The following is a 19,065-nucleotide window of genomic DNA, read 5'->3' on the forward strand; positions in this document are numbered from 1 at the left end:
TCTTATTTAAGCATACGTACTAACAATTCAGCCATCTCACCTCTGCTGATAGCCGCTTTTGGCTTGAGCGTTCCATCTGGATAACCGCTGATCCAGCCGGAGGATACTGCATTTTGGAATGCTGTGGAGGCCCACGCTGAAATCTGCTGCTCATCCTTGTAGGATTGCAGTGCAGTAGTGCTGGAAATGGATGTCTGATTCTGCATCGCGTGTGACAGGATCACCATCGCCTGTTCACGGGTAAGGCTTTCATCAGGTCCGAAAGTTTGAGCGGTTAGCCCTTGAATCCATCCCTGACGGTAAGCAGAATCCACAGCTGATCCAGCCCAGTGTCCCTTCATATCTGTAAATGAGGTAGAAGGGCTCTCATCTCCAGCAGTTCCCAATGCTCTGGTCAGTATGGCTACAAATTCTGCACGGCTTACAGCGCGCTCAGGACGTATGTTGCCGTCTTTATAGCCTTGTATCCAGCCTTTGTCTGCAAGAGATTGCAAGGACTTCGCAGCCCAATGGCCTTGTACATCTGGCCATACTTGAGCTAGCTCTTGCGAATCTGACGAATTGATTGGGGCATTTTGCACACGGGTATGACCGGTTTGAGGCTTTGCATCTGTGGCGATGGCAAAGGTACCTAACCCGGTCGTATTCAGACTCACACCCGACAAAATCCCTTTTGAATCCATTACAGCAGTACCTTTTAGAATCTCACGCTCGCCATTCTCATGAATAACAAGAATGGAGAACTGGGGCTCTGCATTGTGTAACTCACCTAAGGATTCGTTATCCAGCGGTAGAATGATGGTCGATGTCCCTGTCCCTGTCATATTGGCTTTGATGTCTGTAACCGGACCCATCAGCGTCAGGCTGGATTGTTGCTCAGCCCAATCACGGATCTGCTGTGCACGCTGTACATCTACCTGCTGGAATGACAATGTAACGTCCTGCTGACCTGAGGCCATGCTGGTTAAGGTGTCACTGGATATCCTCAGTGTTCCATATCGGGATATTACCGATGCACCCATCTTATCCCACTTATTCAGTAAAGAATGAGGAAGGAGAACACGACTCATTTGTTTTTCCTGCTCCAAACGAATGTCTGCGTATGCTTTGCCCTCACGAAGTGCTTGCTGTATCTGCTCATCCAGAAATGCCGGCGAAGGAACAAAGAGGGAGAACTCTTTCCCTTGTTCGGAAAATCCGATCTGTGGCACGAAAGTAGATAGATCCTCAGTCTTATCTTTGTTAGATTTGCCTGTATTCGCAATTACCTTGGCAGGAACGGTCACTTCTATGGCTTGCGTCAAAGCATGAGAACCATCACTTACCCTCATAACATCCAGCATGATAGTTACAACGGAAGGAGTACCTGCTTGAACAATAGTTCCGTCTGTACGCACGATGTCTGGCTGGCTACTGCTGCTGATGGTCACACGGAAACCATCAGGTACAACAGGCAACCTGAGCAATGTATCACTTGTTGTAGGAGGTGTTATGCTTGTGATGGAATCGGCAACGCGCTGCGCGGTTAACCCTTGCGGATACACTAGCCCTGACGGAGCGCTCTTCATGCCATTTACGTTCTGTAGCACATAGTAGGTGGCTCCTTCAGGAACGGGTATAAATGTATATCTACCCTCTCCGGAAGCAATTCCTTCCGCTATAAGCTCCTGCTGAGCATTGTACAGCTCAAGCCGTGCGTTCGGTAAGGCGCCTGTAACGATCACAGAGGCTATATCCTCATTGCCTGCTGCGGCTGTAACAGCACGAGGCAGCACGTTTATATGGCGTTCTGCAGGCTCTGCCGTCCAACCCCCGTTGTCGCTATAAGCATAGTTCAATACATATACACCAGGTACATTTGTATCAACATTCCCGCTACCTGAAAGCTCAGGGAGCAGGATATTGCCGTAAACACTGTCCAGTACGCTGGCTCCTGGATCAGTGAAGCTGTCGCCGGTTTCCAGAACAATTGGATTACTGCCGTTCAATCGTACGTAAGGTGTATTCGGCAATGCCTTCAGCACTGTGATCGTGAATGTTCTTTGTACAGAAGCTGCACCTTTAGAAATAATGGCAATTAATTGTACATTCGCATCACCGTCTGTATATTTAGGCCGATTCACCTGACCACTATTGCTGAGGATATCCGGTTGATCCGAAGACCAGTCAATCTGGGTGTCAAATGCTCCTGTACGAGGCAGAGCAATGGAATCCTTAATCCCTTGCGGATAATCCAAATTTAGTGTATTTGCTGCCAAATTTACGGCTTCATCAGCACTTACGGGCAGTGCGGGCACGAGCAGGCTGAATGTTTTTCGCAGCTCAACCCCGCCTCGTGACACAACTGCTTCCAGCGTGATGGTCTGATCGCCTTGCACATAGCTTGGGAATGTTACATGCCCCGTATGATCCAGGAACTGGGGCTGAGTCGATGACCATGACACCTGAACACCATTCAATGCGTCTTTTGGCAAATATACGTCTCCGGTTACTGTAGTCATTGGCAACTCAAGCGCCCTGTATGCTGCGTCAACGGCTTCTGTATCGCTCATGGGCAGACGGAATACATGCGCAGTAAAATTCTTTGTTTTCGTTAAGCCTGCAAGTTGCAGGGTAGCCGTTAGGATAACGTCAGTATCTCCACTACTATAAGAGGGTCTGGTGAGTGTTCCATCTGATGCAATGACAAGAGGTTTGGACGAGGACCATTCGATCTGCGTACCACCATAACCGGATAATGGGAGAGATATATTTTCTGTCAGCGCAGACAAATCGCCAAGCGAGAGGGCACCTGCTGCTTGATCCAATGTATCATGTGCAGTTATCTTCGGTACGGTAACTTCGAAAGTTTGAGTATCCGAGGCGGTTCCTTTTGCAATCGTAGCTGTCAGTTTTACTTTTCGGTCACCCAGATCGTACCGCGGGCGTGTGACAGCCCCCTCATTCGTAATGACGTCAGGAGTATCCGAACTCCAGCTCACCGTCGTATCATTCAATCCAGTGAGGGGTAGTGTCAGATTTTGAGATACCGAATCAGCTGTATCTCCAGATGCAAAGCCTAAAGCAAGAGCGGCTTTTGCCTGTGCAACTCTCTCGGCATCGGTAAGTATAATCACTTTAACCTCTGAGGGAGTGCTCTCCCCTTTAGCATTCACAGCCTGAACCGTATAAATTGCTTCACCTGGCGGCAAGGCTGAAGTGTCTATGAATTGGGTTAAGCTGCCTGTATAGAGCGTTACGCTATCTCGTATGACTTTGTATGATGTTGCATAAGGAACAGCATCCCAGCTTAACTCCACTGTATTTCCATTTTTGGTTCCTGCAAAATGGCCCGGAGCCTGTGGAATAGGCAATTGCTCCCCATAAGCTGCGAATTCCATGATGGAAGTCCATTGATTGTTTCTTGCATTTCCTTGATCAATAGTTAATCGCAAGTATCGTGTAGTTACAGGGGCAATGCTCTTTTCAACATTAGAGCTTTCATTATTCTGGACGGTATCTACAGTCACCCAATTAATTCCGTTGCTGCTTGTCTGCAATCGGAAACTGTATGGATCACGTTGATCGTTCCATCCATAATGGACACCCATACCTGTAACAACATATCGATCTACGGTATACCAATCTCTCAGATCTACCTGGATCCATTTTTCACCATTGCTTGCCTGATACCAGCGGCTTGTTGGCTCGATTGACCCATCTACCGCTCTGGAGGGATCATAGGGTTGCGTGTAACCGCTTGAGCTTACAGGCTTGTGCAACACTACATTTTCCCAACCGGCAGCATGTGCCTCATTCGTCCCTATGAGCAGGAACGCACCGCCGATGAATGGCAGCAATGGAACCAGCAACCGATAGGGTTTCAATTTGTTGCGTGTGAAGTTATTGCCTTCGAGCACGCTATCACCTCTTCTTTATTAAATAGCACACTATTGAGCGTATTCATCTTATGGGCGGGACGGGTATGCCCCTTCGGTTGCGATGTAGTAGTTTACATTTGGCAACGGGGAAGCTCCGCGCAAGTCAGGCAATGCAAATGTGCTCATTCCATCGCCGCCAAAATTAGTGCCCAGCAGGCTAAATAATGCTGAATTCTGAGCAATGCTCAAGATCTGGCCCTCGCATTTTAGCCATCCCTTAGGAGCGAACATGTACGGGTACACCGTAATTTCCCCAATATAAGGCTCATAACCTGCATGTGCCTGTTTGGGACTGATTGCCGTTCCACCTAACAAAATGACCGCTAACAAACTCAACACAGCGGTTTTCTTCCAAAAATGATTCTTCATACCTACAACTCCTTTTTAGATTCGAATAATGGCCCACGAATTCAACGAATTTGTGACATTAGTCATAGAATGAATAGATATTATCATGGATTTCTACATTTGACACTACAGTTCATCTATCAAATTCACCTTTTTATTCCTTTTGTGAGCAAAGAAATTTATTCCATCCCACCTATCGTCCATGCATCTTTTTTCTAATCCAGGTAAATCTATATACAAATCCTATGGAAGTAAAGGAGGAAAGAACGTGTGGCAGGTCATCGGAACTCATATACCCAAATGGAACGTATGGATAGAAGCTGCCTTTTTGTTCATCATACCTTTGATTATTTTTCTGACGGTACGACAAATTAAAGCGATGGATGGTCGAGAGAGCAGACGTATGGAACGATTAAAGCTTCTAGAAGAAGAAGACCGTTCGGAGCAGGCAGATCGCAACCCGTCTGTAAGTGAGGCAGAGAAGGAAAAGGGAACCTTTACCGAAGATTATGAGGCGAATATAGAAAAAGTCAGACAAGCCGTCTCGGAAATGTCGGATGTAAACGAACGATCTTTTTTTCTGGAAAAACTGAACGCTGTAGGCACGCTTTTTTTTGTGGATGGCTTAACAGATAAGGTTGGCATGGATCAGAACATTTTAAAGCCACTGATGGATTGGGGGAGTTCCGGGCAAGGGGGGGAAGATCTTCCGAGAGGAGAAGAGCTTCGGAATATGTTTATTCGTCAGGTCATGCTGGTATCGGAAACAGAGTATACGTTAGAGGTGCAGTTCTCCTTGCAAAAGGTGCTGTTCGGTTCTGTCATACTCATGATTCAGGGCATACCAGGGGCTTTTGTGTTGGGTACACCCAAAGGGAATACACGAGGGGTGGAAGACCCTATATCGGAATCGGTGCTGCGAGGACCACGAGTCGGTTTTACCGAGACCCTCAGCGATAATACCGCAATGCTGCGCAGACATGGAGAAAGTACGGAACTGGCCATGTCGTCCTTCAAAGTTGGAAAAAGAGTGGAAAAACAGCTAATGGTGGTGTATTTCAGAGACATTGCCGACCCGGAGCTTGTGGATGAGGTGAAGCGGCGGGTCAAAACCATTGATATGGATGAGGTATTGGAGTCGGGCTATGTGGAGCAGCTTATTGAGGATAATTTTCTTAGCCCCTTTCTGCAAATTCAAAATACAGAGAGACCGGATCGGGTCATGGCTGCATTACTGGAGGGACGTGTGGCGATTCTGCTGGACGGTACACCTTTTGCGCTTCTTATGCCAGTAACGTACGGGATGATGCTTCAGTCTCCAGAAGATTATTATGAACGATGGATACCGGGGTCGCTTATACGATTCCTTCGTTTTATAGCAACTTTCATATCGTTGTTCGCCCCGGCGCTCTATATCTCCTTTATCTCGTTTCATCCCGGATTGATTCCAACCAAGCTGGTCATTTCCATTATCAGTGCAAGACAGGGGGTTCCGTTTTCGACGCTGGTTGAGGCCCTGATTATGGAGATTTCTATCGAAATTTTACGTGAGGCGGGACTTCGGCTCCCCAAACCCATCGGTCCAGCGATGGGCATCGTCGGCGGTTTGATTATCGGACAGGCCGCTGTTGACGCCGGGATTGTAAGTCCTATCCTCGTTATTGTGGTTGCAGTCACGGCGATTTCTTCCTTTTCCTCCCCTGTATACAGCGCTGGGATTTCCATGCGTGTCATGCGCTTTGGAGCCATGTTTACGGCGGCCACCTTCGGGTTGTATGGCGTGATCATGTTTTTCCTGATGCTGAGCATTCATATGGTTAAATTACACAGCTTCGGTGTGCCGTTCCTGAGTCTGACGACCCCCCGTTCGTTGAAAGACTGGAAAGATTACTTCATACGAGCACCGATACAATTTATGAAAAACAGACCCATTCTATTGAAGCATAAAGATCCTAAGCGACAAGGATGAGCTCGACACAGGAGGGAGCAAGATGGCCCGTGGGAAAAAAGCGGATAAAATTACAACGTTGCAGACAACGGCAATTGTGGTTTCCTTTATGCTGGCTGCCGGGTTGCTTACCCTTCCCAGAGTAGCAACTGAAGTTGCAAAAACACCGGATGCGTGGATATCTGTCATTTTAGCAGGGGCGGGCACTTTCCTGCTCGGATGGATTATGATCAAACTAAGTTCAAGGTTTCCAGAAAGTACCTTTTACCAGTATGTTCAGCGGATAACAGGCAAAGTCATTGGCAAAGGGATTGGTATGCTGATTGTTATTTATTTTGTTTGTATAGCCGCATTTGAAATCCGATCTGTAGAGGAAGTAACGTCGTTCTTTCTGCTTGAAGGCACTCCGGCGTGGGCGATTTCAGCACCTTTTATGTGGCTCTCTCTGTACCTATGCATGGGAGGAGTAAGCTCGTTGGGTAAAATATGCCAATTAATATTCCCGATTACGACGGCTATCTTTTTGTTGATATGCTTGCTGAGTTTAAATATTTTCGAATTGAATAATTTGCGTCCTGTCTTGTCGGAGGGGGTGATGCCAGTGGTTAGAACGCTCAAGACTACAATCCTGACATTAACGGGGACAGAGTCCTTGCTGATTATTTTTTGTCGGATGGAAAAACCCGAGAAAGCAACCAAGGCAATCGGACTGGCGATCGGGATCGCGGTCGCTTTTTATACAGCAACGCTGATCCTGTGCATTGGCGCTTTTTCGTTCGAAGGAGTCTTGAGCAGAACCTGGCCATTTTTAGATTTGGCTCGCAGTTTTGAAGTGGAGTACCTGTTATTGGAACGGTTCGAATCCTTATTGTTGACCATTTGGATCATGCAAATTTTTTCCACATTTAGTATTGCTTTTTATTGCGCTTCGCTCGGAGTTTCTCAAATTTTGAATAGCTCGTATTCCAAGACGCTGTTCATTTTGCTTCCGATCATCTACTTCCTGTCCCAAATTCCCAAAAATCTGAATGAGTTATTTTCTTTCGGAACGATCCTGGGGAATGCAGCTTTCATTTTATTCGCTCTGCTTCCACTGCCACTGCTGCTTATTTCTCGCTGGAGGAGGGTGCGGTCATGACGAGGGCACGGTCAGCATTACTCGGAATGGCTGCTCTCCTGATATGCAGTATACTTTCAGGCTGCTGGAGCAGTTCTCCGGTGGAGGATCTGAATCTGGAGACAGGCATTGCTATGGATATAGCGGAAGAATCTTTGCAAGAAGAACAAATTAATCGAAAAGGAGGAGATTATCCAAAGAAGGAGTTAATTACAGGAACCTTTCAATTTATCATTCCAGAAGAAAGCGGTGGATCCAACACTTCTTCTCCACAAGCTAAAAAATTTTTTAATATTACGGAAACGGGAGATTCCATTTTTGAAATGATCAGAGAAATTTCATTGCGGACCAATCGTCCTCCCATCGGGCAACATTTGAAAACGATTATTATCAGCTCAAGTCTGCTTCGCAAGATTCCCTTGTATGAGTTACTGGACTTTTCCTTGGGGGATAATGATATTCGGCTCAGCGTACAGTTGCTGATTAGTACAGACAAGGCGGGGAATACGCTTCAGGAGAAAATTCCTGGTCAGATTCCTGCTTATATTTTAAAGGATATATTCCAAAACCGTAAACGGAATGCGCGGTTGATAAAGCCCGTGGCTTTGGCTAAAGTGATCGGACCCATGAAGGGTGAAAGAAGCTTTATATTACCTAATGTCATTACGGCGGAGAATGAAATCAAGCTCGCAGGTGCGGGAATCATTAAGGGAAAGACGCAAACCTACGGTGGTTATCTGAATGAGTCAGAGGTTGAAGGTCTTATGTGGATCAAAGGCGATCTGAAGGGAGGCGTGCTGAAAAGCAGCGATCCGAAGACTGGGAAAAATATAGCATATGAGATCAAAGCGGTGAAAAGCAAGATCAAGGCCATCGTTCAGGGGGATGACATTTTCTTTCAGGTAAAAATGACCTCAGAGGGACGCATTTCGGAGGTTTTAAACAAAAGTGAAAATTTGCGTAGCAACGAAGTGCTTGGAAAAGAGGAGAGTCTTTTTCAGGAGAGAGTGAATTCATTAGCTGAACAAACGTTAGCTAAAATGCAAAAGCTGAAGGTTGACGTCGGAGGTTTCGGAGAAGCCTTGAGGATTCAGCATCCTAAAGTTTGGCGTAAGGTCAAAGAGGATTGGGATACCACTTTTAGCACCATTCCTGTACGGTTTAGCACAGATATCCATATTGAAGATTACGGCTCTTCGATTACGACGGCAGACTAGTTTGCACGTATTTTAGAAAAACCTTCAATACCACGAATCTACGTGGCGTTGAAGGTTTTTTAGGCTATTCAAACAGGAACAGTGTTTCTTCCAGCCACGTAATATAGCTTTCTTCCCGATTAATGGCACGGCTCAGCACCAGATAATGACCGAATTGGTTAGATCTGGGGGATTGAAGGTTGTCGTCCAGCTGTTGGAGGGATTTTTTACTTTCGTACAGATACTCCAGTTTTTCTTTACGTTTGGCAATCTGGTCCTCGAACAATCGCTTGTTCTCTTCCTTGGGGATGGCCGCTGAGAAATACAGCATAAGCATAAACTCATCCTTTTCCGTTTCCGGTAACTCCTTGGGGCTTAGCAGCCATTCCGTCAGCTCTTGGGTTCCTTTGGGGGTAATGCAGTACAATTTTTTTTCCAGCTTGGCTCCTGTAATGGAGGTGCGATATTCAATGAGTCCCTCTTCAGTCAGCCTTTTTAACTCGGGATAAATCTGACTGTGTTTGGCGCTCCAAAATTGTCCGATTTCCTGCTTGAATTGGCTCGTAATATCGTAGCCGCTCATTTCCTCTTTGTGAACTAGGCCCAAAATGGCATATTTTAAAGTGCGTTTCAACGTAGCTCTCCTCGTAAAACGGTATTTGACACTAGTATACCACAGTGCTACAATTTATATGTAGTTAAAAACATGTTTATATTTACATGTTTGAATTGAATATTTATTATCTTTGGTATCCCATTCAATTCATGAAAAATTATAATTGAGGAAAGAAGGATGCAAGATGGACAAGTTTATCGGCAGCCACATGATCTACACCTATGAGAATGGTTGGGAGTACGAAATATATATTAAAAATGAAGATACGATCGATTATCGCATTCATAGTGGTATGGTAGGTGGCCGCTGGGTACGTGATCAGAAGGTCAATCTGGCGAAACTGGTGGAAAATGTGTATAAAGTATCGTGGACCGAACCGACAGGCACTGACGTTTCTCTGAATTTTATGCCTGAGGAAAAACGTATGCACGGCATTATTTTCTTCCCTAAATGGGTTCATGAGCATCCGGAAATCACTGTGCGCTACCAAAACGATTTTATTCCGCTAATGGAAGAATCGCGTGAAAAGTATGAAACGTATCCAAAGTATGTGGTGCCTGAATTTGCAAATATTACATTCATCGAAAATGCAGGTGTGAACAACGAAAAATTGATTTCCCAAGCACCTTATGAAGGAATGACAGACGATATTCGTGCAGGTAAACTGCAAGTGTAATTAACTCTGTGCTGAAAGTGTAAAAGCCTAGCCTGTGATAAACAGTCTCAGGCTTTTTTGCATGAACTGAAAGTAGATTGCTAATGGAGTGGTGGACGATATTTAGAATGAATAGTAGACCAGACCATGCTCGATAAGATACGAACGACTAATCCGAGAGGGGAGGATGGTCGCTGATGGAGAGAAGATGTACAAGTTTGCATGGGTAGTCAGATCGGATAAGGCAGATAGAGCCAGCTCTGTTTTATCAGGCCCCCAGTGATCAGCGTGGTGCTGAATATATTGCTCAGCCTCGGTTAAGGACAGACCCTTGAGTGAGGTAAACACGGAAGCCCAGCGGACGAGGTCAAAGGCTCCTTTAATTTCAGGTAACTCATATTCTGCCAGACCTTGAGCGCCGTTACACGACATAGTAAGCAAGCCACAGCAAGGGTGTTGATAGGGTTTCGAGTCAGGAAATTGACGATAATCGTATTGAATCATTTCCATGGAACCAATGCGTAATTGGGTCGCTTGGGACGTTGTGGGCTGGGCAAGCGTCATGCTCATGCTAGAATGGCCTCCTTCTCGAGTTCACTGTAAATAGGGATGGAAGAATCATACGTCACAGCGGATGTAATGTAAATCACGAATACAAGTGTAAAATGAGGATATGTAGCGGAAAACGAGCTTTAATGCCAATGGAAACGGATACTTGCATCCATATCTTTTATTATCTTGGAGAATGTCTTTATATCACAAAAAAACAACCCCGGATCTTCCCAGGGTCGCCTCTACGAGAAATATAGTTTAGCATTTCGCAAAATGCTTGTTTGCTGGTTACACGGGTGTGACGTCTTGAACCGCTTCTTCTTCTTTCCAAATCACGTTCTCGCGATAGTTTGATCCCCAATCGTACATTGCTCTCAGTATCGGAATCAGGCTTTCGCCATGCTCTGTCAGTGAATATTCCACATGCGGAGGGACGACAGGATAGACTTTACGTAGAATGAGTTTATCTTCTTCCAGCTCGCGCAATTGGTTGGTCAGCATTTTTTGCGTAATATGGGGAATCAGCTTCTTCAATTCACCAAACCGCTTGGTGCCTTCCATACCGAGATGCCACAAAATAATCAGCTTCCATTTTCCACCGATGACGGCGAGAGTCAATTCCTTATCACAATTAATCAGCTTCAAATCAATCCGGTCTTTTACAGTAGTGATATTCATCGACCTCCTGTCCGTAGTTATTCCAAGTATACTATTTATAGTTACTATACGCAAAAGGATATACATCCATTTTGGAAACTATGCATACGTATATGGATACAGATCGACTGGACAGTGAAGCATGATGATTACGTAGGACCGGAAAACAGGAACGTAATATTCCTAATATATGCATAATTCCAGAAAACTGCGGCGTTAAGAAGGAATCACGATCGTATTAAAGGACTCTGGCTCCAGTTCCAAACGGTGTGTTGTTTCTCCGATAGACAGGTTCAGTACCCGAGATTCCCTGAAGGGGTTGGCGATGACTAGCACCTTTTGCCCGTCTGTATTTTGAAAAGCGACTGCATCTCCAGTCCATGAGCCGCGAAGTCCGATGCGTTGGGCACCCGGTAATACAAAATGAGAAAAATGCTTCATGACATAATACTCTGGATTCAGGACAGGTTTTCGATCCGTTGGATCAACGGTAATCATCGAATTTTGCTCCCAGCCCCATGTGCTCTTGCCTTTCGGTTCCAAAACCATATTCCAGTAAATATAAGCATTCACACCATTGGTGAAGTAGTGCTGGTACAGATTATATACATATTTGGCGTAGTCCCATGAGTTCTCTCCGTTACCGCATTCATTTTCGGTTTGCATGTAACGAAGCTCAGGATAACTGGCAACGGTGCGCTGAATGGCATTTTTGCCTGCCCACTGGTAGCCTACACCTTTAATATATTTGTAGGCTTCGGGGTCACTTAACACGGTATGGGCATACTCATCGAATCCGGTCGAAGTCTTTTCATTAATTCCTCCCACGGATCGGGTGCGTTAATGGTGCCCAGCCAAATTTCCGTATCCAGTCCGTGTTCCTCAAAAGCAGGACCCAAATAGTCGCGAATAAATTCACGCAGTTGCTCTCCGGTCCATACACAGGAAGGAAACTTCTGATCGGCAATGACTTCATTTTGAACGTGAATCTGATGGATCGTAATCCCTGCCTCTCGATAAGCCTGAACAAATTTGACAAAGTACAATGCATACGCTTTCAAAATATCCTTTTCCCAGCGCAGCGTGCCGTAATTGTAGGCTTTCGGTGATTTCATCCATGTCGGCGGACTCCAGGGTGAAGCGAACAACTTTAAGTCCGGATTGAGTTGTAACGCTTCTCGAATAAAAGGAATGAGATACTGCTGATCGCGCTCAATGGAAAAGTGTTCCATCTCCACGTCGCCGTCTGTTTCATTGTGGCTATACCATTCCAGCGCGTAGTCACTGGCTCCAATAGGAAGTCGGCATATCGTGAATTTGTGCTCGCCCTCTGGGTGAAAGAGAGAATGAAGCACCCGATCTCGGTCGTCCTTTTCCAAATGATTCAGGGCCACATAACCTAATTCATTAAAACAGCCACCAAAGCCTTCTACAAGCTGATATGTTTCTCCTGTAAGGATTAGGTTGGCACTCTCTTGGGTATCGGTCAAATGGTGAGCTTGGGATTGCCAAGCTTTAGCTTTGGAAGTGGAAAACCACTGAATGGTTTGATTGCTCATGTGTTACCCTCCTGTCAGGCTTTTTGTATCTCAACTTATTATAGGGTAGGATCTTAGAGAAAGAGATGGTCTGAGCGATGACAAATTTGCCCTAATCCAAGGTTGAATTTGCGGATGAGAACTTTTGCTGATAAGAAGTGTCAAGAACACATAAAGAACACATGTCTTTGATATACTGGTGTCCTAGAATGACCGAAAGAGGGAAGTCGATTGAAGAAAAGAGTTCTTCTTGTCGAGGATGAAATACGTATTCGTGAAGTGATCGCGGATTATTTTAAACAAAATAATTGGGAAGTCTATGAAGCAGGCAATGGAAAAGATGCACTTATCTGGTTTGATTCGGTGCAGCCTGACCTGATTATACTCGATATTATGATGCCGGAACTGGATGGTTGGGAGGTGTGCCGCCAGGTGCGCAGCCGTTCAGGTGTGCCGATCATTTTGTTGACAGCCAAATCCGGTGATGATGATAAAATATTAGGCTTTGAACTAGGAGCCGATGATTACGTGACCAAACCTTTCAGCCCCAAGGTGCTGATCGCCCGCGCCAACGCGCTGATGAAACGGGTGGAAGGACATGTGCAGCCAGAGTCGCATATCTTGCGGTTCGGTAGTGCCATTCTCAACACGATGGCTCATCGGCTTGAGGTGGATCAGGCGGAAGTCGAACTGACGCCCAAGGAGTATGAGCTGCTGCGGCTGCTTATACATAATAAAGGCATCGTTATTTCACGGGATGCGATACTGAACCGAGTGTGGGGCATCGACTTTGAAGGAGATACACGAGTTGTCGATACGCATATCAAAAAGCTGAGAAGTAAGCTGGGCCGTGAATCACGCCATATCCGCACTATTTTTGGTACTGGCTACAGGTTTGAGGAGGAAGAATGAACAAACGGGGAGTTACCTTTAAGTTGTTCATTATGACGGTTGTGTTTTTCCTGTGTTTTTACGGTATGGTGATTTTAAGTCAATTGTTGTTTTTTGAAAATTTTTATCAGAAACAGAAGATTGGGCGTGTGGAAAGTCGTTTGCAAAGCTTCGGTCAAAGTTATGTCCAGGAGGCTTGGGGATCGGGCAGGGTTTCGCGTGAGGCAGCTCGTTTTATGCTTCAAAATAAAAACCAGTTGGCGATTGTAACGCTGGACGGCAAAGTAAAGCTGGATGATGCGTTTCATATCAATGTAAGAAAAGCAGATGGTAAAATCGTTAAAATATCGCTGTCTCTGTTTATGAGTGAGTATGGAGATGAGCTGAGAGCTGCCCGGATTCAGCCTGGCGATACGGTAACGGTTGAAGGTGAGGGATTGGGAACGGAAGGCATATCCTCCGCCAATTTAATTTATCCAACCGGCATACAGAAGCTTGGCTTCAAAAGTATAGGATCAACTTTGGAAGAGGCAAGCACAGGTGGCAGTGTAAGGTTTTCCGGTACGGTGACAGAGATTGTGCTGCCGGATCTGAAAACATGGAGTCAGCGACAAGGTTTACTGTTTAGTGCGCTGGAGGAATGGTTCCCTTTATCACAGTCGCATCTGGAGAAGCTTAAGAATTTCGAAGTGTTGGAGGAAGATTGGACGGAACCTTGGACAGGGGTACGCAATGCAGTTATAGTCCATCCTGTTCGTCAGAGCACAGGCGAGATCGACCTCCTGTTCACAGTGACATCGTTGCAGGAAATTAGTGAGACGAATGAAGCTCTGCGTTGGTTTTATCTGTACCTAGGGATCGGAGGATTTGCACTCATTCTGATTTTGTCCCTGTTCTATTCCCGAATGGTAACCCGTCCGCTCATTGCTTTGAATAATACCGCCAAGCGGATGGCTAAGCTCGATTTTACAGCCCATACACCAATCCGGCAGAATGATGAACTGGGCAGCTTGTCCTACAGCATGTATACCCTGTCCCAGAACCTGGACACCGCTTTGCGCGAGCTTCAGGAGGCCAATCAGCAATTAGTGGAGGATATGGAACAGAAGCAGCGGATGGAGGCTGTGCAACAAGACTTTTTTGCCAACGCCTCTCATGAACTGAAAACTCCGCTGAGTATCATTAAAGGCTTCGCAGAAGGATTACAAGATGGGGTTAGCGCCGGGAAGCAGGATCATTATATGAAAGTCATTGTAGAGGAAGCGGACAAAATGGAGCGATTGGTCAAAGATATGCTGGACCTCGCCAAATTGGAATCGGGTACTCTCAAGCTTCGCAAGACGACCTTTATCTTGAGTGAGCTGGTGGAGGAGGTCGTGGACAAGCTCTTCCACCTGTTGAAGGAGAAAAAGCTGGAAGTAGTCATTATCCCCGCCAATGAGATGCCGATCCATGCCGATGTAGGATGGATGGAACAGGTGATTATCAACTTTGTTGTCAATGCCATACGACATGCTGAGGAAGGAAGCTCAATCACGATTCGTATCGAAGGTGATGGGGAAATCAGTTCCTTTTCCATTGAAAATAAAGGTGAGACCATTCCTGATGATCAACTGGAGCAGATATGGGATCGCTTTTACCGGGCTGAGCTGTCCCGAAGCCGCCAGACAGGTGGGACAGGGCTCGGGCTGTCGATCGTCAAACGAATTTTGGATTTGCACGAATTCCACTTTAAGGTGGAGAATACCAAGGACGGCGTCCGTTTTGTTGTTATATTCGGAGGCTAAGCTATGGCAAAGGAGTTAAGAGTATGAAATGGAATTGGTTGCCCTCACTATGCACGATTGCAAACCTGGGGGCAGGGGTCTTATCCCTGTATTTCACGATTCATGAGCAATACATGACCGCCTTTATTCTCGTGGTGGTGGCTGCTTTGTGGGATGTATTAGACGGTTTACTGGCAAGGCTGCTGCATTGTTCCAGTGATTTTGGCAAACAGCTCGATTCGCTGGCGGATGTGGTCTCATTTGGGGTTGCCCCTGCTTTCTTGATCTTGTTATACAAGCTGGGAGATACCCATTGGGTAGGACCACTTGTGGCTGTTTTGTTTGTCATATGTGGTGCGGTAAGATTGGCAAGATTCAACCTAATGGCTTTTAGTAAAGGCTTTGTGGGTATGCCGATTACGGCGGCGGGAGTGATTTTGTCCTTTATGTTTTTATGGAGTGAGCATTTGAAGCCGGGGTTGTTGCTTGCGTTAATGGTAGTGCTGTCGTTCCTGATGGTTAGCCGTATTCCCTTCCCGTCCTTCAAAAAATAATCGGTCAGGAGGTGGCGCTCCTATGGAATGGGCCATCAGCATGATTACACAATACGGATATATCGCTATTTTTGCTCTTCTTGCTCTTGGGATTATTGGCCTACCGGTTCCAGATGAAATTATTATGGTGTTTGTCGGCTATTTATCTTCTATTATGGTACTGAATTATTCGGTGTCTATCTTAGTCAGCTTCATCGGTGCAATGACAGGGATGATGATCAGCTACACGCTAGGCAAAAAGCTGGGTCAGCCCTTGGTGGATAAGCACGGCAAGTGGGTTGGATTGACACCGAAGCGATTTGCAAGAGTTAAGGGGTGGTTTGCGCGCTTTGGGTTGTGGACCATTTTGTTTGGTTATTTTATCCCAGGAGTCAGACATGCGACAAGCTATTTGTCGGGCATTAGTGCGATGCCTGTCCGAAAATATATGCTGGTGGCAAGCGCAGGTTCTCTGATATGGACGCTTATTTTTATCTCCATTGGTTATATTGCCGGGGCGAATATAAACTTTCATTAAGGTGACCTCAAAAGTAATGTAGCATTTTTCACGTATACCACCGATAATATAAATAAAGATGATATTGTACAACCAGTGAGGGGATCTGTATTGAATGCATTAATGAAGTATATTGAGAAGTTACCTGGTTTTCTGCAATTGATCTTAAATATCTCGCTATTTCTGGTCGGGCTGATTTTAAGCTTCTTACTTCTAAAAGAAACATGGTCCATTTTTTCTTATGTTTTTTTGTACACAGAGGCCGACAAAAATTACTATGAATTCACGGAAGAGTTGCTTGTATTCTTCTTGTATTTTGAATTCATAGCATTAATAGTTAAGTACTTTAAAACCAATTTTCATTTTCCATTACGTTATTTCATCTATATTGGGATTACGGCCGTCATCAGGCTCATTATTGTGGACCATGATGATGCTAAAAATACATTCTGGTGGTCCATTGCTATTCTAGTCATGGTAGGTTCTCTATTGATCGCTAACAGTAAATTGTTAAAAAGAGAAAGTTAATGCCGGGAAAGATTGCAAAGGGTGACAGTCAAGTGGGAGAGAGGGAATAAAGACGAATGGTAAGAAACTGGATGAATCATGCGGGCGTCAGGCGGGTAGCCGTCCTTGCGATAATCGTTTTGCTGTTGTTTATGTTAAGAAGCATGATGAATATTATGTTGTTAACACTGCTGCTTACGATCTTGATTGGCAGTATATATAACGGAGTGAATAAGCTGGTCAAGCGGTTCGTCAATGTACCGTCAATGGTCGTGCTGCTACTGGTGTATGGGCTGCTGATCCTGATTATGGTGTGGGGCGTTTACCGAATGGTGCCGCTAATCGTTGTACAGGTCAAGCAGGTGTATCTCATGATTCAGCAAGCGTATATGTATCCTGATCGTAATCAGTGGAACGAAACGATTATCGAATTTATGGACACACTGAATGTTCAGCGGCTATTTGAGCCTGGCCTGAGTGCAGTGATGAAGGTCAGTCAATTGGGAACACAGCTTCTGGTGTCAATTATTTTGAGCTTGTTCTTCCTGATGGAAAAATCCTATATTACACGCTTTACAGCTACGTTTGTAGATAGCAAGCTGGGCTGGTTTTTCAAGGAAGTGGGTCATTTTGGCCGTATGTTTCTGGGTACGTTCGGGAAGGTATTGGAGGCTCAACTGCTGATTTCACTTATTAACTGTATATTGACCACGATTGCGCTCTGGATTATGGGCTTCCCTAATCTGCTCGGTCTTGCGCTCATCATTTTCGTACTGGGATTGGTTCCGGTGGCAGGTGTGTTTATCTCACTGGCACCGCTCGGCCTGATCGCTTTCAGTGTCGGTGGCATTCAATATGTAATTTATCTGGTTATATTGATCGTGGTGATTCATGCGATTGAGGCCTATTTCTTAAATCCGAAGCTGATGTCATCCAAAACGAATTTACCGATTTTCTTTACCTTTGTCGTACTTATTTTCTCTGAGCATCTGATTGGAATTTGGGGCTTGATTGTAGGTATTCCGTTGTTTGTTTTCTTCCTTGATCTGATTGGGATAAAACGCAAGCAAGAGAAGGATACTTGATTCAGCAATACAGATTCCGCCCTAGTATAGTGACTATTGATATATCACAAATGCCTGCAAAACCGCAGGCATTTTTTTATTGCCCTTTTGTTCACAGGAAAAATCGCTGACGCTCATCCACTTTTTAATTCTCTTGTTAGCTATAGTACACTGAATATGCAAGATCAGATCAAGTTCGGAGAAATGAGATGATACGGTTGGAACAGAAAATTAAGGTATTGGCTATATCGGGTAGCCTTCGTCAAAAGTCCTCCAATACAGCACTTATGAAGGCTACTATGGGGCTGGCTTCTGAAAATATGATGTTCACAGTCTATGATGGGTTGGAAGATCCCCCGCATTTTAACCCTGACTTGGATGTAGATGAGGGGCCAGCTTCCGTAAGAGGGCTACGGGAACAATTGAAACAAGTGGATGGAGTGCTGATCTGTACACCGGAATATGGAAATGGGGTACCGGGTGCTTTGAAAAATGCCTTGGATTGGCTTGTATCTTCAGGTGAATTTGTAAATAAACCAACAGCGGTCATTAGCGCGTCACCGTCTCCTATGGGCGGCCATCTGGCGCATGCCTCGCTGCTGCTCACATTGCAAATGATCAACGCAGAGATTGTGGAGAATGGAAAGGTCATTATTCCGCATATCACATTAAAGCTGAACTCAGAAGGCATCATTACAAACGCTGAAACTAGACAGGAAATGGAGGCATTACTTCAAGGGCTTGAGCAAGCATGCAGAGGACAGGTATAGGAAAATCCAAAGCAGATCCTTCATCATAGAAGGATCTGCTTATTTGAATGGCCACCTACTACATATTCAACGGCAGGAATTCACCAGTTATCTAATATTAGTTGTGTCCAGCAAACGCTCATAGACCTTTAATCGGGCATACACCGTTTCAAGTATCGGATATGACATATTACGATTAGCCAATGCCAGAAGTGTTCCGCTCATGCTGGCAACAAATATATACTTTTGCCAAATTTCACGCTGAATGTCATGGCTGTGTGTAACCGTGAAACCTGCTAGCACTTTTTCAGCTGTAAGAAAAAATCATTTCGGCCACGACCTTTTTGATACCCGCAGCATTACGGGTAAACGTACCTAAAAGCGATACTCATATCGCTACTTCGGAAGCATAAGCTCTAATAAGACGCCGTCAGACGTTTCTTCTTATTGCAGACCCAAGCATTAATGCGGCGCGAGAGCAAGATAATAGC

16 protein-coding genes and 1 pseudogene are annotated in these 19,065 nt (G+C 45.3%); 11 read left to right on the forward strand and 6 right to left on the reverse strand.

Annotation, left to right across the window (positions count from 1 at the left end; translation table 11 throughout):
• Positions 1 to 2: 2 nt before the first annotated feature.
• Complete coding sequence (locus tag ACYCS5_RS18125; RefSeq protein WP_459759888.1) at positions 3 to 3,899, reverse strand: immunoglobulin-like domain-containing protein; 3,897 nt, start codon at positions 3,897 to 3,899, stop codon at positions 3 to 5.
• Between the two features lie 48 nt (positions 3,900 to 3,947).
• Positions 3,948 to 4,289 (reverse strand): phage tail protein, encoded by a 342-nt coding sequence (locus tag ACYCS5_RS18130; protein ID WP_029515877.1) that lies wholly within the window; start codon positions 4,287 to 4,289, stop codon positions 3,948 to 3,950.
• A 247-nt stretch (positions 4,290 to 4,536) separates the two neighbouring features.
• Here ACYCS5_RS18130 and ACYCS5_RS18135 point away from each other — a divergent pair, with 247 nt between their 5' ends.
• Genes ACYCS5_RS18135 through ACYCS5_RS18145 form a run of 3 tightly spaced genes read left to right on the forward strand, consistent with a single transcriptional unit; the run spans position 4,537 to position 8,550 of the window.
• On the forward strand, positions 4,537 to 6,237 hold the full coding sequence (locus ACYCS5_RS18135) for a spore germination protein (protein ID WP_165148267.1): 1,701 nt from the start codon (positions 4,537 to 4,539) through the stop codon (positions 6,235 to 6,237).
• Between the two features lie 22 nt (positions 6,238 to 6,259).
• Complete coding sequence (locus tag ACYCS5_RS18140; protein WP_459759889.1) at positions 6,260 to 7,354, forward strand: GerAB/ArcD/ProY family transporter; 1,095 nt, start codon at positions 6,260 to 6,262, stop codon at positions 7,352 to 7,354.
• Positions 7,351 to 8,550: a Ger(x)C family spore germination protein gene (locus ACYCS5_RS18145; protein ID WP_165148273.1), complete on the forward strand. Its 1,200-nt coding sequence runs from the start codon at positions 7,351 to 7,353 to the stop codon at positions 8,548 to 8,550. Before ACYCS5_RS18140 ends, ACYCS5_RS18145 begins: the two co-directional genes overlap by 4 nt.
• 64 nt (positions 8,551 to 8,614) lie before the next feature.
• Here the strand turns inward: ACYCS5_RS18145 and ACYCS5_RS18150 are convergent, their stop codons facing one another.
• Positions 8,615 to 9,163, reverse strand: coding sequence for a PadR family transcriptional regulator (locus ACYCS5_RS18150; protein ID WP_165148276.1), 549 nt, complete (start codon positions 9,161 to 9,163; stop codon positions 8,615 to 8,617).
• Positions 9,164 to 9,329: 166 nt separating this feature from the next.
• On the opposite strand from ACYCS5_RS18150, the gene ACYCS5_RS18155 reads away from it, so the two are divergent.
• Positions 9,330 to 9,821, forward strand: coding sequence for a phenolic acid decarboxylase (locus ACYCS5_RS18155; RefSeq protein ID WP_322251883.1), 492 nt, complete (start codon positions 9,330 to 9,332; stop codon positions 9,819 to 9,821).
• Between the two features lie 102 nt (positions 9,822 to 9,923).
• On the opposite strand, the gene ACYCS5_RS18160 is transcribed toward ACYCS5_RS18155, so the two are convergent.
• The 3 genes and pseudogenes from ACYCS5_RS18160 to ACYCS5_RS18170 all read right to left on the reverse strand — a co-directional run bounded on the left by ACYCS5_RS18160 (position 9,924) and on the right by ACYCS5_RS18170 (position 12,568).
• Positions 9,924 to 10,370 carry a hypothetical protein gene (locus tag ACYCS5_RS18160; protein WP_459759890.1) on the reverse strand — a complete coding sequence of 149 codons (447 nt, stop codon included), beginning with the start codon at positions 10,368 to 10,370 and terminating at the stop codon, positions 9,924 to 9,926.
• A 270-nt stretch (positions 10,371 to 10,640) separates the two neighbouring features.
• Entirely contained in the window at positions 10,641 to 11,030 is a 390-nt protein-coding gene (locus ACYCS5_RS18165) for a winged helix-turn-helix transcriptional regulator (RefSeq protein WP_459759891.1), read from the reverse strand.
• A 195-nt stretch (positions 11,031 to 11,225) separates the two neighbouring features.
• A pseudogene (locus ACYCS5_RS18170) lies at positions 11,226 to 12,568 on the reverse strand (glycoside hydrolase family 30 protein).
• Positions 12,569 to 12,778: 210 nt separating this feature from the next.
• On the opposite strand from ACYCS5_RS18170, the gene ACYCS5_RS18175 reads away from it, so the two are divergent.
• The 7 genes from ACYCS5_RS18175 (at position 12,779) to ACYCS5_RS18205 (ending at position 18,595) form a co-directional block, all read left to right on the forward strand.
• On the forward strand, positions 12,779 to 13,459 hold the full coding sequence (locus ACYCS5_RS18175) for a response regulator transcription factor (RefSeq protein ID WP_029515868.1): 681 nt from the start codon (positions 12,779 to 12,781) through the stop codon (positions 13,457 to 13,459).
• On the forward strand, positions 13,456 to 15,225 hold the full coding sequence (locus ACYCS5_RS18180; RefSeq protein WP_449291942.1) for a sensor histidine kinase: 1,770 nt from the start codon (positions 13,456 to 13,458) through the stop codon (positions 15,223 to 15,225). Before ACYCS5_RS18175 ends, ACYCS5_RS18180 begins: the two co-directional genes overlap by 4 nt.
• A gap of 23 nt (positions 15,226 to 15,248) precedes the next feature.
• Complete coding sequence (pssA, locus tag ACYCS5_RS18185) at positions 15,249 to 15,758, forward strand: CDP-diacylglycerol--serine O-phosphatidyltransferase (RefSeq protein WP_029515866.1); 510 nt, start codon at positions 15,249 to 15,251, stop codon at positions 15,756 to 15,758.
• A 22-nt stretch (positions 15,759 to 15,780) separates the two neighbouring features.
• On the forward strand, positions 15,781 to 16,275 hold the full coding sequence (locus tag ACYCS5_RS18190; protein WP_340954123.1) for a DedA family protein: 495 nt from the start codon (positions 15,781 to 15,783) through the stop codon (positions 16,273 to 16,275).
• Between the two features lie 90 nt (positions 16,276 to 16,365).
• On the forward strand, positions 16,366 to 16,782 hold the full coding sequence (gene psiE, locus ACYCS5_RS18195; protein WP_459759892.1) for a phosphate-starvation-inducible protein PsiE: 417 nt from the start codon (positions 16,366 to 16,368) through the stop codon (positions 16,780 to 16,782).
• 56 nt (positions 16,783 to 16,838) lie between these two features.
• Positions 16,839 to 17,846, forward strand: coding sequence for an AI-2E family transporter (locus ACYCS5_RS18200; protein ID WP_459759893.1), 1,008 nt, complete (start codon positions 16,839 to 16,841; stop codon positions 17,844 to 17,846).
• Between the two features lie 188 nt (positions 17,847 to 18,034).
• Positions 18,035 to 18,595, forward strand: coding sequence for an NADPH-dependent FMN reductase (locus tag ACYCS5_RS18205; protein ID WP_459759894.1), 561 nt, complete (start codon positions 18,035 to 18,037; stop codon positions 18,593 to 18,595).
• The last annotated feature ends 470 nt before the right edge of the window (positions 18,596 to 19,065 follow it).

The sequence above is a fragment of the Paenibacillus sp. SEL3 genome, assembly GCF_054602585.1.

Bases quoted from the DNA above. Each gene is read 5' to 3' on its own strand.
- pssA (WP_029515866.1), top strand. From the start codon at position 15,249: ATGAAATGGAATTGGTTGCCCTCACTATGCACGATTGCAAACCTGGGG.
- ACYCS5_RS18140 (WP_459759889.1), top strand. From the start codon at position 6,260: ATGGCCCGTGGGAAAAAAGCGGATAAAATTACAACGTTGCAGACAACG.
- ACYCS5_RS18160 (WP_459759890.1), bottom strand. From the start codon at position 10,370: ATGAGCATGACGCTTGCCCAGCCCACAACGTCCCAAGCGACCCAATTA.
- ACYCS5_RS18165 (WP_459759891.1), bottom strand. From the start codon at position 11,030: ATGAATATCACTACTGTAAAAGACCGGATTGATTTGAAGCTGATTAAT.
- ACYCS5_RS18155 (WP_322251883.1), top strand. From the start codon at position 9,330: ATGGACAAGTTTATCGGCAGCCACATGATCTACACCTATGAGAATGGT.
- ACYCS5_RS18130 (WP_029515877.1), bottom strand. From the start codon at position 4,289: ATGAAGAATCATTTTTGGAAGAAAACCGCTGTGTTGAGTTTGTTAGCG.
- ACYCS5_RS18205 (WP_459759894.1), top strand. From the start codon at position 18,035: ATGATACGGTTGGAACAGAAAATTAAGGTATTGGCTATATCGGGTAGC.
- ACYCS5_RS18180 (WP_449291942.1), top strand. From the start codon at position 13,456: ATGAACAAACGGGGAGTTACCTTTAAGTTGTTCATTATGACGGTTGTG.
- ACYCS5_RS18190 (WP_340954123.1), top strand. From the start codon at position 15,781: ATGGAATGGGCCATCAGCATGATTACACAATACGGATATATCGCTATT.
- ACYCS5_RS18200 (WP_459759893.1), top strand. From the start codon at position 16,839: ATGGTAAGAAACTGGATGAATCATGCGGGCGTCAGGCGGGTAGCCGTC.
- ACYCS5_RS18145 (WP_165148273.1), top strand. From the start codon at position 7,351: ATGACGAGGGCACGGTCAGCATTACTCGGAATGGCTGCTCTCCTGATA.